The 13,950-nt window shown below is 44.0% G+C and carries 13 protein-coding genes; 9 read left to right on the forward strand and 4 right to left on the reverse strand.

Annotation, left to right across the window (positions count from 1 at the left end; translation table 11 throughout):
• Nucleotides 1-44: 44 nt before the first annotated feature.
• Nucleotides 45-3,179, reverse strand: a complete 3,135-nt coding sequence (locus AC13CS_RS14870; protein ID WP_482888853.1) for a VPS10 domain-containing protein — start codon at nt 3,177-3,179, stop codon at nt 45-47.
• A 108-nt stretch (nt 3,180-3,287) separates the two neighbouring features.
• On the opposite strand from AC13CS_RS14870, the gene AC13CS_RS14875 reads away from it, so the two are divergent.
• From AC13CS_RS14875 to AC13CS_RS14895, 5 genes are all read left to right on the forward strand, one after another.
• Complete coding sequence (locus tag AC13CS_RS14875) at nt 3,288-4,079, forward strand: 3-keto-disaccharide hydrolase (protein WP_293166433.1); 792 nt, start codon at nt 3,288-3,290, stop codon at nt 4,077-4,079.
• A gap of 9 nt (nt 4,080-4,088) precedes the next feature.
• Entirely contained in the window at nt 4,089-5,513 is a 1,425-nt protein-coding gene (locus AC13CS_RS14880; RefSeq protein WP_293166431.1) for a Gfo/Idh/MocA family protein, read from the forward strand.
• A 14-nt stretch (nt 5,514-5,527) separates the two neighbouring features.
• Nucleotides 5,528-6,031 carry a DinB family protein gene (locus AC13CS_RS14885; protein WP_293166429.1) on the forward strand — a complete coding sequence of 168 codons (504 nt, stop codon included), beginning with the start codon at nt 5,528-5,530 and terminating at the stop codon, nt 6,029-6,031.
• A 9-nt stretch (nt 6,032-6,040) separates the two neighbouring features.
• The gene (locus AC13CS_RS14890) at nt 6,041-7,168 is read left to right on the forward strand and encodes a DmpA family aminopeptidase (protein WP_293166427.1); all 1,128 of its coding nucleotides are present in this window, start codon (nt 6,041-6,043) and stop codon (nt 7,166-7,168) included.
• 102 nt (nt 7,169-7,270) lie between these two features.
• Nucleotides 7,271-8,410, forward strand: coding sequence for an SPFH domain-containing protein (locus tag AC13CS_RS14895; RefSeq protein ID WP_293166425.1), 1,140 nt, complete (start codon nt 7,271-7,273; stop codon nt 8,408-8,410).
• A gap of 87 nt (nt 8,411-8,497) precedes the next feature.
• On the opposite strand, the gene dprA is transcribed toward AC13CS_RS14895, so the two are convergent.
• On the reverse strand, nt 8,498-9,604 hold the full coding sequence (gene dprA, locus AC13CS_RS14900) for a DNA-processing protein DprA (protein WP_293166423.1): 1,107 nt from the start codon (nt 9,602-9,604) through the stop codon (nt 8,498-8,500).
• Nucleotides 9,605-9,709: 105 nt separating this feature from the next.
• On the opposite strand from dprA, the gene AC13CS_RS14905 reads away from it, so the two are divergent.
• From AC13CS_RS14905 to AC13CS_RS14920, 4 genes are all read left to right on the forward strand, one after another.
• On the forward strand, nt 9,710-10,654 hold the full coding sequence (locus tag AC13CS_RS14905; protein ID WP_293166421.1) for an HU domain-containing protein: 945 nt from the start codon (nt 9,710-9,712) through the stop codon (nt 10,652-10,654).
• 58 nt (nt 10,655-10,712) lie between these two features.
• Nucleotides 10,713-11,225: an acyl-CoA thioesterase gene (locus AC13CS_RS14910; RefSeq protein ID WP_293166419.1), complete on the forward strand. Its 513-nt coding sequence runs from the start codon at nt 10,713-10,715 to the stop codon at nt 11,223-11,225.
• A 76-nt stretch (nt 11,226-11,301) separates the two neighbouring features.
• Nucleotides 11,302-11,535 (forward strand): hypothetical protein, encoded by a 234-nt coding sequence (locus AC13CS_RS14915; RefSeq protein ID WP_293166417.1) that lies wholly within the window; start codon nt 11,302-11,304, stop codon nt 11,533-11,535.
• Complete coding sequence (locus tag AC13CS_RS14920) at nt 11,520-11,822, forward strand: type II toxin-antitoxin system RelE/ParE family toxin (protein ID WP_293166415.1); 303 nt, start codon at nt 11,520-11,522, stop codon at nt 11,820-11,822. The genes AC13CS_RS14915 and AC13CS_RS14920 overlap by 16 nt, the downstream gene beginning before the upstream one ends.
• Nucleotides 11,823-11,882: 60 nt before the next feature.
• Here AC13CS_RS14920 and AC13CS_RS14925 read toward each other — a convergent pair whose 3' ends face one another.
• Complete coding sequence (locus AC13CS_RS14925; RefSeq protein WP_293166413.1) at nt 11,883-12,719, reverse strand: aldo/keto reductase; 837 nt, start codon at nt 12,717-12,719, stop codon at nt 11,883-11,885.
• Between the two features lie 4 nt (nt 12,720-12,723).
• Complete coding sequence (locus AC13CS_RS14930) at nt 12,724-13,950, reverse strand: peptidoglycan DD-metalloendopeptidase family protein (RefSeq protein ID WP_293166411.1); 1,227 nt, start codon at nt 13,948-13,950, stop codon at nt 12,724-12,726.

Consider the following 13,950-nt stretch of genomic DNA (forward strand, 5'->3'; position numbering starts at 1 on the left):
GACAAATTCAATCTTTTGTTGCTTTTTATACACCCTCATTCTGTTTATTCCTCGATACTCAAATAATTCAATTTAAGCTGATTGAACTCTGCATTAAAAGCGGAAATCTCTTCATCGACCAAATTATCGAATTCCCTTAATTGCTCGTTTATTTTGCCTGACATTTCATTTTTAACGGCGATGTCCTGCTCCGTCGGCGGGAAATCATCAATGGAAACCAAACTGTTCAAGTGTGCCAGTTTGTTGGTCAGTTTGATGGGAAAGTTCAATGGGTCTTGGTTACTTCTGTTCTTGGTCTGATACAGTTCTTTTTCAATGGAACTGAATTGCTCTTTCATTTTTTTGGCTTTTTCCACCAAAGCTTTGGTCGCTTCATCATTTTTATACTTTTTGATGAATTCGTCCAACTTGCCATTGATCTCCCTGATTTTTTTAATGGATTGATGCGCTCTGTCCACGGTTTCGTTCACCTCGGTGATGAAATCGTACTGTTTTTGCATATCGGCCACCGTAACTTCTGCCCTTGGATCGGGAAGAATGGTGAAGTTCTCCGTTTGGGCATTTCCGTTGACATTCAAACTAACTTTGTATGTTCCAGGAACGGCTTTAGGCCCGCTTAGGTTGGCCCACCACAAAATCATGCCGTCCAATCTTTCAGCTCCTTTGCCGCGGGTGTCCCAAACATAGGTGTTTCCACCTTTTTTGGCCTCCAATTTTTTATCCTTCTCCTTGGCATAAGTACTATAGGTTGCCAAAGTATCGCCGTTCATTTTGGTATAGGTTAATGAAACACTGTCCTTCTCGGAAAAATCTTTCAAGTAAAAATGAGTAATGACTCCGTTGGCCAAGTTTTCGCCTTCTGTTTTTGATGGTTTTCTAGCTGCCCTTCCTTTGGTTCTGTAACTATCTCTTGGCTTGTACAAAATAGCATCTGCAGATTTTGTGGCATCATCCAATTGGTGCAAAACTGTCAAGTCATCAATCACCCAAACACTTCTACCTTGGGTCGCTACGATCAAGTTATCGTCTTTAATGGTCAAATCCGTAATGGGAACAATGGGCAAGTTCAACTGAAACTTTTCCCAATCGGCCCCATCATTAAAGGAGATATACATACCCGTTTCCGTGCCTGCATACAACAAGCCTTTTCTTTTAGGGTCTTCCCTTACCACACGGGTAAAATGCTCATCCTCGATTCCGTTGGTGATTTTGGTCCAAGTTTTTCCGTAATCGGTAGTTTTGTAGAGATATGGTGCAAAGTCACCCAATTTGTAACGCGTAGCGGCCACGTAGCAGGTACCTTCGTCAAAAGCCGATGGCTCAATACTGTTGATCATGTTCCACTCGGGCATATTTGGTGGTGTAACATTTTCCCAAGTTTGACCACCGTCTTTGGTCACATGAATCAATCCATCATCACTGCCCACCCACAATAATCCTTCTTTTAAAGGACTTTCGTTCGCTGCGAATATGGTACAATAATATTCCACACTGGTGTTATCCTGTGTGATCGGTCCGCCACTGGACACTAATTTTGTAGGATCATTTCTAGTTAAATCTCCACTCAACAACTCCCAGCTCTGACCTTCGTTGGTGGTCATGTGCACATGGTTGGAAAAGGTGTACAATTTGTTCGGGTCATGTTTGCTGAACATGATTGGGAAGTTCCACTGAAAACGATACTTCATCCCTTCGGCTCCATGGCCCATGGGGTTGTCCGGCCATACGTTAACTGCCCTAGCTGTATTTTTTGCATGGTTCACCCTGGTCAATAATCCACCGTAGCTGCCTCCATAAACAATATCATCATTGGTTGGGTCCACGGCAATGTGAGCGGATTCACCACCGGCAGTTTCTTCCCAATCATCCTCTCCAATGGAACCATCATCACTCCTGTAATTGATTCTTAGGGTGGAGTTATCTTGTTGTGCCACATAGATTCTGTAAGGGAATGCATTATCTGTAGTAACCCTGTAAAATTGTGCTGTGGGTTGGTTATGATAGGTACTCCAGGTTTCACCACCATCATAACTTACTTGAGCGCCTCCATCATCAGCCATGATCATGCGATTGGAATCTTCCGGAGCGATCCAAAGGTCGTGGTGATCACCGTGCGGGGCATTGGAAGATTCAAAAGTTTTTCCTCCATCCGTACTTTTATGATAGCTTACATTAAGCACATAAACTACATCTTCATCATTGGTGTCGGCATAAACTCGGGTATAGTACCAAGCACGCTGTCTTAAACTTCTGTCGCTGTTAACAAGAGCCCAAGTTTTACCTGCATCATCGGAACGGTACAGACCTCCTTTTTCCTTGTTCTCTACCATGGCCCAGACCCTATTGCTGTTTTGGGGCGAAACGGCCACACCGATAATTCCTAAAGTATCGGTCGCGAAACCTTCGTTGTTGGAAATCTCTGTCCATGTTTCTCCGCTATCGGTACTTTTCCATAACGCAGAACCTTCTCCGCCACTGTTCAAACTATAGGGAGTTCGTTCAATTCTCCAGGTTGATGCATACAAAATCCGTGGGTTGTTCGGGTCAAATGTCAAATCGACCGCTCCAGCCATATCATTGGCAAAAAGCACTTTTTTCCATGACTCTCCCCCATCGGTACTTTTGTAAACGCCCCTTTCTTCGGTAGGCTTGTACAAATTGCCCATTACAGCGGCATACACAATATTGGCATCATCGGGGTGTACCCGCATTCGGGAAATATGACGGCTTTTGTCAAGGCCCAATGATTTCCAGGTTTTTCCAGCATCCTCTGTTTTCCAAACGCCATAGCCCGATGAAACATTGCCGCGAACGGTTTGTTCTCCTCCACCTACGTAAATCACATTGTGGTCACTTTGTGCCACCTCAACGGCACCGATACTCCCTCCAAAATAACCGTCGGAAATATTTTCCCAGGTACGGCCTCCATCGGTGGTTCTCCATACACCACCACCTGTAGCTCCGAAATAATATAAATTAGGTTCTCCCGGTACTCCGGCAACAGTTCCGGAACGGCCTCCACGGAAAGGACCGATCAATCGGTATTCCAAACTTGAGTATAATTTTTCGGGGTATTCCGGTGCGCTTTGTTTTTTGTTCCTGCGCTGGGAATGCATTGGGGCAATAAACAATGTTGCGGTTAGCAAAAGCATACCAATTTTGAAAAAGCAAGTCTTCATTTTTAAAGTGTTGAGTTAGTCTGCCTTAAAAGTAGTGAAAAAGGCACAAAAAAATTATCCAATTATTTTGTACTTTAACCTCGCAGATAAAAAATCAAAAACTAAACCATGCTCAAATTTTTAAGGCTCGCCGTTTTAATCTTGGCGATAGCTGCTTGTAAAAACCAATCCAACAACAAAAAAGAAGAAACAACAACTTCCCAGCCGGAAGAAAAGAAATCCGAATGGGTCCATCTTTTTGATGGCACCAGCTTGGAAGGCTGGCGCGGTTACGGTATGGATTCCCTTCCACCTGGATGGACGATAAAAGACAGTGTCCTCACTTTTGACACCGAACTGGGGCTGGAACAGGATTATACTGGTGGAAAAGATATTATTTACGGAGCCGAAGAGTTCGATAATTTTGAACTCTATCTGGAATGGAAAATACCCGAAGGGGCCAACAGCGGCATTTTTTACCATGTAAAAGAAGGATATGATGGTCCTCCCGTAGTTGCCCCGGAATATCAGATCATCGATGATGAAAACTATGCGGACATACACGATTTGACAGGGTACAACTCGCAATTTGGTGCAGAACACCCAGAGCTTCTTCAAGATTGGCAAAAAACAGGTGCCGATTATGCCATGCATACCGCGGACGAATCTCAAAAACAACTGAATCCGGTAGGAGAATGGAATTCCTCAAAAATCGTGTTCACCCCCGAAAAGGTGGAACACTGGCTCAACGGTAAAAAATTATTGGAATTTGTGCCTTGGTCCGATGACTGGAAAGCCAAAAAGAATTCGGGCAAATGGGACAATGCGCCCGACTACGGAAAATACAAAACTGGCTACATTGCCCTTCAAGATCATGCGAGCCCTATTTGGTTCAGAAACATAAAAATTAAAAAACTATAACCTCCAACCATGAACAAAAGAGAATTTATCAAGAAAAGTAGTGTGGGAGCACTCGGAATTATGTTTGCCCCTTCCATTTTAAAGGCAGGCTTCCCAAAAGAAAAACTAAGAACAGCCCACATTGGAGTCGGTAATATGGGGATGGAGGACCTAAAGGCCGTCTCATCCCACGAAGCAGTTGAGGTAATCGCTCTTTGCGATGTAGATGCCATCAACCTATCCACCGCCCATAAAATGCATCCGGGGGCACGTATCTTTTTTGATTACCGTGCCATGCTGGAAGAAATGGGCGACGAAATTGATGCCGTTATCGTTTCCACTCCCGACCATACGCATGCACCAGCTTCGTTGATGGCGATGAACATGGACAAGCCCGTTTACTGTCAAAAACCATTGACGCACTACGTTTCCGAATCTAGGGAAATGAAAAAATTGGCAGCCGAAAAAGGATTGGTCACGCAAATGGGTATTCAGGTACATTCATTTTACGATTACAAACTGGCCACCCTTTTGATCCAGTCCGGTATTATCGGAAAAGTGCACACCGTACATGCCTGGTCTCCCAAAAACTGGGGCTATGATGGGCCATTACCTGAAGGAAAAGACCCCGTTCCTGACCAATTGGATTGGAACCTTTGGTTAGGCACCTCCAAAGAAAGGCCCTATAAAGATGGAATGTACCACCCCGGAAACTGGAGAAAACTCATGGATTATGGCTGTGGCACCTTGGGCGACATGGGTGTGCATATTTTTGATACCCCATACAACGCTTTGGAACTGGATGTTCCAAGAACCATTATGACACAGTGCAGACCCACCAATGGATTTGGTTTCCCAGAAAAAAATACGGTTACCTATGAATTCCCAGGCACCAAATACACGGGCAAATCCCTAAAATGGATTTGGTACGATGGGCCTGGCGTTCCAGAAATGCACGAAGACCTTATGTTGCCGGGCATGGACATGAAAAAGAACAAAAAGTCCACCGATAAGAATAATGAAAACAGTATTTCCTTGGATGCAGGAGTAGCAGGTGAGAACGAATTACCGGAACAGGGAGCTATGTTCGTAGGTGAAAAGGGACGTTTGTTGCTACCTCACTTTATGCAATTGCCAAAGAAAATTCGAAGGGGAAAATACGTGGACATCTCCAAAGAAATCGCCAAGGTTTCCGAAGAGCACAACTTGGGGGAACCCATCCGGAATTATGCCACTGAAGGACCTAAACATTACCACCAATTTGTAGATGCTTGTTTGGGCAAGGGTACCACTACCGCACCTTTTGATTATGCGGCAAGATTGACCGAAACCATTTTATTGGGCACCATTGCAGGGCGCTTCCCAGGAGAAACCTTGCATTGGGATGCAGAAACCGCCCAATTCAAAGAAGAAAAAGCCAACAAATATTTGGCCGGTGATTACAGGGATTTTTAAAAAGTAAAATTTTTATGTCATCCACCCAGGAGTATTGGCTAAGTGGTCCTATACCAGAGGTACCCGCACTTTTGCAACCTGCAGCACATGCCTTGTTGCAATCTGTGCGGGAAATAAAGGAATATTTGTCCGAGTTCCCCGAAAACAAGCTTTGGGAAAAGCCATTTGGAAGGGCTTCGGTCGGGTTTCACCTAAAACATTTGACAGGCGTGTTAGATCGATTACTGACCTACGCCAAGGAAGAAAGTTTGACGGATGCACAATTCCAATACTTAAAGAACGAAGGGAATGGAGAAAATGCTCCAACATCCCAGCAACTGATAGTGGATTTTGAGACAAAGGTGGGCCAAGCTTTGGACTATTTTAAAACTATCCCGGAAACGACGCTTACAAACGAACGCTTTGTGGGAAGAAAGAAGCTTCCCACCACCGTGATAGGATTACTTTTCCATGCGGCCGAACACAGCCAGCGCCATGTTGGGCAATTGTTGGTTACGGTAAGTGTTTTGAAAGGTTAATGGATCAGTATGAATAAGCGAAATCACAGTTTTTGTTATTTATTTTTGATATTGCCCTTGTTGATGCTATCCCAAAACCGTCTTCGGGACCATGGGGTCGAGATTGGTGTCCTAAAACCCGGAGCCTTGAATGCCATCACCGATGTGCCCGGGGCACAAGTAGGGCATTCCACACTAATTAAGGGTGATAACGTTAGAACAGGAGTCACCGCCATTCTTCCCCATTCTGGAAATATTTTTCAGGAAAAAGTACCCGCCGCTATTTATGTGGGCAATGGTTTTGGCAAAATCGCTGGTTATACCCAAGTGAAGGAATTGGGCAATTTGGAAACGCCCATCATTTTGACCAATACCTTAAGTGTTTCCACAGCGATGAATGCCGTTATTGGTTACACGCTCAATCAGCCTGAAAACGAAGATGTCCGTTCCGTTAATGCCGTGGTCGGTGAGACCAATGATGGTTACCTCAACGATATCAGAGGTCGCCATATTACGGAAGAACATGTGCTTGAAGCTATCGAAAATGCAAAATCGGGCCCTGTTGCCGAAGGTAATGTAGGGGCCGGAACAGGAACCATTTGTTTTGGGTTCAAGGGTGGCATAGGAACATCATCCAGAGTGTTGCCCAAAAAATTGGGCGGTTATACCGTGGGCGTAATGGTCCAAACCAATTTTGGGGGTGTTTTGCAGATTGCCGGAGTAGAGGTGGACAAGCAACTCGACCGCTATTCGGACGCTCTCAAATATTCTGCGGATGGTTCCTGCATGATGGTTGTGCTCACCGATGCTCCGCTGGATTCCCGAAACTTGGAACGCTTGGCCAAAAGGGCCATGTTGGGTCTTTCACGAACGGGAGGTATTGCCAGTAATGGAAGCGGCGATTATGTGATTGCGGTTTCCACTGCAAAAGCATGTCGAATACCGTATCAAAGTGAAAACCCGACACAAACCGTGACAACCTTGCGAAATAACGCCATGACACCTTTGTTTCTCGCTACCATTGAAGCGACCGAGGAAGCCATCTTGAATTCCCTTTTTGCCGGGGAGACGATGATTGGGCGGGATGGACACAAAATCGAGGCCCTTCCGAAACAACAAGTCTTGAAAATGCTGAAAGAGGCTGTAAAAATGGACTGATTGTGAGCCAACTGTAACAATACCTTGGCATTTCATACTAACCCAACGGAAGTAATCTTCTTTTTTCATAAATTAAGCATCATTAAAACTAAAAACACTACCATGGATATTTTTGGAAAAATCAAGGAAAAACTCAGCAACGAGTTTATCGACATTGTCGAATGGCTCGATTACACCGACAACACCATTGCATATCGGTTTGAGCGCTATCAAAATGAAATAAAAAACGGCGCCAAACTTATTGTTCGCGAAGGGCAGACCGCCGTTTTTATCAATGAAGGGCAGTTGGCCGATGTATTCGGACCGGGCACTTACGACCTTACCACACAAAACCTGCCTATTTTAGCCACCTTGAAGGGTTGGAAATATGGCTTCAACTCTCCTTTTAAGGCCGAAGTGTATTTTGTGAACACCCATTTGTTTACCGATGAAAAATGGGGCACCAAAAGCCCTATCACCTTAAGTGATGACCGTTTTGGTTTGGTAGAAATAAGAGCGTTTGGAACATACGCCTTTAAAATTTCCGATGCAGGAAAGTTCATCAAGGATATTGTGGGGACGGACAGCAATTTCACCAATTTTGAAATCAATGAGCACTTAAAAAGTTTGATTGCCACCCGATTTACAAATACCGTCGGCCAAGCCAATCTGCCCATTGAGCTCTATGCCGCCAACACTACCGAACTTTCGGACACCTGTCGGGAAGTAATGGCACCCGAGTTTGAAAGTGTGGGCATTTCCTTGGAAAAATTCTATATCGAGAACGTTTCCATGCCCGAAGATCTTAAAAAGGAAATCTTTGAATATAGCCGAATCGATAAACTGGATTTGGATAAATTGACCAAATTCAAGACTGCAAAAGCCATTGAGGCCGCTGCTCAAAATGAAGGGGGTACTGCTGGTGCCGGCATGGGCATGGGTATGGGATTTGCACTGGCCCAACAAATGGGCGGCATGATGGGCGGAAACACCCAAACTGCACCACAGCAAGCTGCGCAACCTTCGGCTGGGGCCGTTCCTCCACCACTGCCTGCACAAACCATGTACCATTATGCAACGAATGGAACCCAACACGGTCCAGTGACCTTTGAGCAAATGCGTTCCCTATTCGCCTCACGAACCATTAACCGTGACAGTTTGGTATGGAAACAAGGTATGACTGCTTGGACCGCATTGAAAGAGGTAGAGGAATTGAAATCGTTCTTGGGAGGCAATACGCCCCCGCCTTTGCCAACCGAGTAATACATTTGTTGTCATTTATGTAAAGGAACTTGTGACCGAGAAATCTAATCGGAATGATTAATTTTTGAGATTTTCCATATTGACCGATCATATCGCCTCGAACATTTTACCGGGCAATGGTCGGATCACGCCTTTCATTTCCATATTCAGCAAAGTGGACGAAACCTTAAAAATGGGCAGATTACACTCCAAAGCCACGGTGTCTAGCAGTTGTTTTCCGTTCACTTGCAAATAAGAGTAGATTGACTGTTCTGTTTCATCCAACTCGATGAACAGCTGTTTTTGTACCGTCTTCTCTTGCTTTTCTTCCTCAATTTTCCATCCTAAAAGATACACAAGCTCGGCTGCTGAGGTCAACAAATGGGCTTTTTGGTATTTGATGAGGTCGTTACAGCCTTTGCTCCACTTATCCGTGGCCCTTCCGGGAACCGCAAACACCTCTCTGTGATATCCGTGAGCCAAATCCGCCGTTACCAAACTGCCTCCTTTTTCAGCGGATTCTATTACAATGGTTGCTTCGCTGATTCCGGCAATAATTCGGTTTCGTTTTAGGAAATTCTCCCGATTGTGTTGGCTTGTACTCCAAAATTCGGTCATAAAACCTCCATTTGCTTCTATTTTGGATTTGTATTTGGCATGCACTTTGGGATAAATTTGATTGAGCCCGTGCGCCATACAGGCAATGGTCTGCAATCCATGATCCATTGCTGCTTTTTGAATGGCAATATCAACGCCATAGGCCAAACCACTAACAATAATCGGGTTTAGATGGGCTATCTCCTCAATAAATTGATTACAAAACGATGTGCCATATTTGGTTACGTTCCTTGTTCCAACAACGCTGATGATTTTTTGGTCATTCAAATTGATATTACCTCGTTGGAACAACAAAATAGGGCCATCAACACAATGCTTCAAACGGGTGGGGTACCCATCATCCATAAAATAGGACATGGTGATGTCTTCTTTGGTCAAAAACTCAAACTCTTTTTGGGCCTCTTCAAGATGAATGGAATCATGGAGACCTTTCAAAGTCATCTTACCAATGCCATCAATTTTTAAAAGATGGTGCAGTTTGTCCTCAAAAACGGCTATTGGACTTCCGCAATGGGCAATTAATTTTTTGGCCGTAACATCCCCTATATTGGGAATATTTTGCAGCCGCAAAGCCGCAATAATTTCAGGTTCAGTCATTTGATTTGGGCGTCAAAGTTGTCCACAAAATACAGCTTTTCAAATGTTAATAAAAAGTTATCCTGCATATTTTGTACTGTCCCTTTTTTTGCAATATTTGTGCTTATGCGGATTGATTCATACATAGAAAAGCTCTTGTTCGATTATAACTGTGTCGTAGTGCCTGGTTTTGGTGCTTTTTTGACACAAGGCAAGTCCGCTGAAATTGATTTGGCCACCAATACTTTGGTGCCGCCGAGCAAGACCATTTCCTTTAACGCCCAACTTTCCAAAAATGATGGTCTGTTGGTGTCCCATATTGCCAAAGAAAAGAATTTGGGATATGAAGAAATGCTTCGGGAAGTGGAGAGTATTGCACAGGAATGGAACAATAAGTTGGTTCAGGGCGATAGCATTGAACTTTTTGGAATCGGCAAACTTTGGCACAATAGCGAACAACGCATCCAGTTTCAACCAGAGGAAAAAATCAATTTTTTAACATCTTCCTTTGGCCTGTCCACATTTGCAGCCACCCCTATTCAACGTGAGGTAATCAAAGAAGAGGTGGAAGAATTGGAAGAACGTATTCCATTTATCATCACTCCAGAGAAAAGGGAGCAAACTTCTTTTAGGCCTTGGTTAAAGTATGCCGCCGTCTTTTTATTGGCTGTTTCTTTAGGGGTTACTTCGTACCGCACCTATGGTGACCTTCAGCAAAAGAAAGTGGCAGCCCGTCAAGATGCCCAACAAGAAGTGTCCCGCTTGATCCAAGAGGCTACTTTTTTTGAAAGTGCTCCGTTGGAACTGCCCGCCATCAACATAAAAGTGACCAAGAAAAAGTTGGGTAAGCACCATGTAATTGCCGGGGCCTTCCGTGAAGAGCAAAATGCCGAGAAAAAGGTAAATCAACTCAAAGAAAAGGGATATAATGCTTTTTATTTGGGCGTGAACAAATATGGGCTGCACCAAGTGGCCTACGATAGCTTTGACGAGCCCAAAGAAGCACTTGCCTTTTTGAGGAAGGTAAAAGCCGAGGATTCAAGAGATGCTTGGTTACTTTCCGAGAAATAATCACGCTTTCCTTTAAAACCATTCCACACTTCAATATCTTTGCGCAAAATTTAAAGGTATGCGCGCTAAAACTCCTAGTGAATCCCGCACGGTAATGACCGATTTGGTGTTACCCAGTGAAACCAACCCCCTCAACAATCTTTTTGGTGGGGAACTCTTGGCCCGTATGGACCGAGCCGCCAGCATTGCTGCCCGTAGACACAGCCGTAGGATCACGGTGACCGCTTCCGTAAACCACGTAGCTTTTAACAGGGCTGTTCCGCTAGGCAGTGTGGTAACTGTGGAGGCAGCAGTTTCCCGAGCATTCAATACCTCCATGGAAATTTTTATAGATGTTTGGATAGAGGATCGCTTTACCGGTGAGCGTACCAAGGCCAATGAGGCCATTTATACCTTTGTTGCGGTAGATGATACCGGAAAACCAACGGAAGTTCCTCCATTGAAGCCTGAAACCGATTTGGAAAAGGAACGCTATGCTGCCGCGCTTCGCCGCAAGCAACTGAGTTTGGTACTTGCCGGTAAAATGAAAGCTGCCGATGCCACGGAACTTAAAGCGCTGTTTACTTCTTAGGAACCAGCCTTTGTACAATCAACATGATGGCTGTGGAATGAAAATTGTACCTTTACTATAACAAACACAGAACAGTATGGCAACCTTGGATTTAAGACAAAGTGTACTGGAATACGTCAAGAAGGCCGATCACAGGTTCTTGAGGCTCGTCAAGGCCATGGCCGACAACTACAATGACGATAACGACGAACGTATCGGTCTGGAGCAATATAACAAGGAACTGAACGAATCCATTGCCCAAATAGAGAAAGGGGAACTATACTCCCATAAGGAAGTGGCAGAGCACATCAAAAAATGGGCAGAAAAATAATCTGGACACACAAGGCCGAAGCAGACTTGAACCAAGCCTTTTTATCTTTACTGGAAGAGTCAAAGTCCATTGAAACAACCATTAGGGTCATTACAGAAATCCATGCTTCCACCAATATTTTGGCAACCGATCCCGAAATCTATAAAGTAGATGCGCTAAAACAAAACAATACTGGAAATGTCAGGGCCAATGAAAAACACCGTTATCGAATCTCTTATCTTATTGAGGAAAACACAGTCTATATTTTGAGGGTGAGGTATGCAAGAAAAGAACCTTTGGAATTCTAATTTGAATAAATTCCCGTGCTAAAAACCATCCTATTAGTAGAGGCCGCCGTTTGGAAGGAATCAAAAATCAAAATTATCGGGGTCTGGGCCAAACCGTTTGCCTTTGTCCAAACCATCAAGTAATTGTACGTCCTCTTCGGAAAGTTCAAAATCGAAAAGGTCGGAATTGGCAATGATGCGCTCTTTTTTGGATGATTTTGGAATGGTGACCACTCCTTTTTGAAGATCCCATCGCAAAACAATCTGGGCAATCGTCTTGTTGTATTTGGAGGCCAAATCCTTCATGATATCGAGGTCAAATATATTGCCCTGCATCAATGGGGACCATGCTTCGTATTGGATGCCTTTGGAGCTGCAGAAATCCACTAAATCTTGTTGTACCAAATAGGGGTGGAACTCCATTTGATTCACCATCGGTACAATTTCCACCGAGCTCAATAAATCTTCCAAATGATGTTGCAGAAAATTGCTCACGCCAATGGCCCTCACCCGTTTTTCTTTGTACAGTTTTTCAAGTGCCTTCCAAGTTTCTTTAGAAATTTCCCCTTTGGGCCAATGCACCAAGTACAGGTCCAGATAATCGGTGCCTAAGCGTTTCAAACTGGCATCAAAAGCTTTTAGGGTGGCATCGTAGCCTTGATCGGTGTTCCAGACTTTGCTCGTTAAAAAAACGTCCTTCCGGGCCACATTGCTTTCTCGGATTCCTGTGCCAACGCCCTCTTCATTGTAGTAAATGGCGGCGGTATCAATATGTCTGTAGCCATGGTTCAATGCAGTTTTTACCGCGTTAATAACTTCGCTTCCGTCTTCGGATTGATATACCCCCAATCCAAAATAGGGCATCTGGACCCCATTGTGCAGTTCAAAGGAGCCTTGTAAATCTGTTATTCGCTTCATAGTGTTAAAGTTGATAGATCCAATCTTCGGGATTCAAGCGATTGGAGTCCTTGTAAAGATAAAACTTCAATTTTGTGGTGCCATCCAACCGATTGGTATTTATTTCGCCGAGCACTTCTTTGGCGGCGACCCTATCCCCTTTTTTAACGTAGAGATTGGATAGGTTGTAATATGTACTGATGTAGTTTCCATGTTTTATCTGTACGCCTTTTTTTCCACCGGGCACAGTTAAAATGGCTATCACCTCACCCTCAAAAATGGCTCTTGCCTTACTCCCCGCATCGGTAGTAATGGTGACACCGTTGTTTCGGTGCTTGATTCCGGGATACAATTTATCCGCATACACCCCATATCCCTGGCTTTTCACTCCCTTTTCCACAGGCCAAATCAACCTTCCTTTATTGGATGAAAAGTTATCCGCCAACAGCTTGGCCTCGGGCGTCAAGGCAAAGGTTGCGCTACTGGTAGATTTCCCTGAACTTCTATTGGAACTTGCGATAGCACTTTTAATCATTCTTTCTATCTCACGATCAATTTTACGGGCCTCCTTTTGCTTTTCGGCTATGGCGGCAGTGTATTTGGCCTCGTTTTGTTTAATGCTCCTTAAAAGGTTTCTTTGGGACTCGATCTCTTTGGATAATTCGGCCTTTGCTTTTTGATTTTCGGCTATGAGCTGGTCTTTTTCCTTTCGTTGACGCACCAAATCTTGATTCAGGGTTTTAAGTTCTTCGGTTTTCTTAACGATTCCCTCTCCTTGCTTTTTACGATGCTTTGCATATTGCTGCATGTACTGAAGCCGTTTGAATGCCTGATAGAAATTCTCGGCAGACAACAGGAACATTAACCGATTGCTTTGCGATTTGTTCTGATAGGTTTTTTGAATGAGCTCGGCATAATCCTCTTTCAGTATTTTTAAATCTTCCCGAAGCTTACTGATGTTCCTTATGTTGACATTGATTTGCCTGTTGAGCAAATTCGACTGTTGATTGGTGACCTGAATGAGCTCTTGGCGAACGTTTATTTTATTGTCCAAGGCTTCCATTTGATCCAAAACAGTGCCTTTTTCTTTCCTTTCGGCAAAGAGCAACCTATTGATTTCCTTGATTTCCTTTTGCAATCGCTCCCGTTTGGCCTCTAACACCTTTTGCTCGCTAGTTTGGGCATGGGAACTTACTGAAGTGAAAAATATAACTATCAGACAATAAATACAATATGAAATTCTATCTTTCAT

Source organism: Flagellimonas sp. B-3 (assembly GCF_056857835.1).